We start from the raw sequence: 1,645 nt of genomic DNA, 5'->3' as shown, positions 1-1,645 counted from the left end.
TAGTCCGTCACACCGCCGCGCGCGTCTGTCACCGTCAGTGGCCGGTTGCAAAGGGCGGGATTGCCTGGACACCCCGTCGAGAAGGTCGCGATCAGGGAAATGTCGCTTAGTCCTGAGCCGGGCTTGGCTTTGTTGAAGATCGCAGAAAGCTCGCCGCGATCCGAGTAGCCGTATTCGCTAACGTCGCCCGCAGGGCGTGTGACCGACTGCAGCCGGTAAGCGTTGGAATAGCCGTAAGCCGTCTTCTGGTTCAGCGGATCGGTCACCGAAGCGACGCGCACAATCCGGTAATCGGTCGCAGGCTCCTCATCCGTCGAACTGACCTCGACGTGAGTCTGGTTGTTAAGCGGATCGGTGATGCGAGTGGTGAGTTCGTAATAGTAAGGATCGTTGGTCGGCGGCTCTTCCATCCAGTAGGACCAAGCTCCCGCCCCGTTGGACACTGTCGCCACCCGCACGTTCTGCGACAGCGCCGGATAGGTCGTGTAGCTGATGTCCAGGGTGTCCAGGTTTGGCTGGCTCGGCCTGCGAATGTGATAGAGTAGGCCGTTGATCAGGACGTAGCGCGTGGTGCGGCCGAGGACATCGGTGACGGTCTGCTCCACAGTGTTGGGCGCAGGTGACACCTGGGCGAACGTCAGGCTGGGCCATGACTGTGTGAAGGTGCAACTCAAAGCTGTCGGGGCGCACGGGTCCACGGCGTTGTTCAGCGCCGTCGCTTTGACCAGCCGCTGCCAGTCGTTATCCGCTGCGTTCGAAGCGTACTGTAGATGGATCTGATAGCCATGGTTGTTGGTGACGGACTGTAGCCGCCCGATGCGACTGGTCCCCGGCTTGACACTGTAATGATAGGTAACCACTTCGCCAGTAGGGCGAGTCAGGGTGGCGATGGCCCCAGCGTTGGCGTTGTAGGGAACAACCGCGTCAACTCGGCTGTTGAATGTGGCCACCGAGCCGTCGAGGGCCGTATAGACGTCCGAGGTCGAGAGCTCTCCGTCGCCGTCAAAGCGGACGTAGGGGCCCGCGGCTGTGCGCAGAAACGTTCCTGACGCACCCATGACAGTGACGCTGACCCACTGGAGATTGGAATGGGGTTTCTGTTCCTTCACCAGTGCCCCAAAGGTGCTGTAGCGCCAGTTGCGGACGCCGCTTTCATAGTGGGCCGAGAAACTCACCCCCCCCTGTTCTGGCCCGATGGAAATGCGGTGGGCGGGACTGCTGAACGACCCAGTGGTCAGGCTGACGCCGTTGGCATCGATGACCTGATAGGGTTCTGGCGGCGGCAACCCCTGNNTGGCCGCACCTTGGCTGCCCGAACTCTCACCATGCGCCCCTCCCCTTGCACGGCCAAGCTTTTCCCATCACCCTGACTGAAGTCAACCATGAGGCGAATATCGCCTGTAGTGCAAATATCGGTGGGGGCCGCCTTGAGTTCGACGCGACGTACTGCGCTTGGCGGTTTGCTGGCGGCCTTCGCCTTGGCCTTTCATCGCCCCGCGAGGGCACAATCGCAGGCCACACACTACACCTACGATTCCCTCAACCGGCTGATCCGGGTCAACTATGCCGATGGGTCGGAGACTAGCTACACCTACGACGCGGCCGGCAACCGCCTGCAGTATTCGCACGCCACACCGCCGCCACC

2 protein-coding genes are annotated in these 1,645 nt (G+C 61.7%); one reads left to right on the top strand and one right to left on the bottom strand.

Annotated elements, in window-relative coordinates:
- The coding region (locus HX774_RS17780; protein ID WP_178828785.1) for an RHS repeat domain-containing protein at positions 1 to 1,286 on the bottom strand (1,286 nt) is incomplete at its 3' end.
- A 141-nt stretch (positions 1,287 to 1,427) separates the two neighbouring features.
- Here HX774_RS17780 and HX774_RS17775 point away from each other — a divergent pair.
- Positions 1,428 to 1,645: RHS repeat domain-containing protein (locus HX774_RS17775; RefSeq protein WP_178828784.1), on the top strand; the 218-nt coding region annotated here is incomplete at its 3' end.

This window comes from Brevundimonas sp. P7753, from assembly GCF_013386595.1.
GTDB lineage: Bacteria > Pseudomonadota > Alphaproteobacteria > Caulobacterales > Caulobacteraceae > Brevundimonas > Brevundimonas bullata.
Note: the sequence above shows the minus strand (reverse complement) of the source record. Positions and strands in the feature narration are given on the sequence as shown.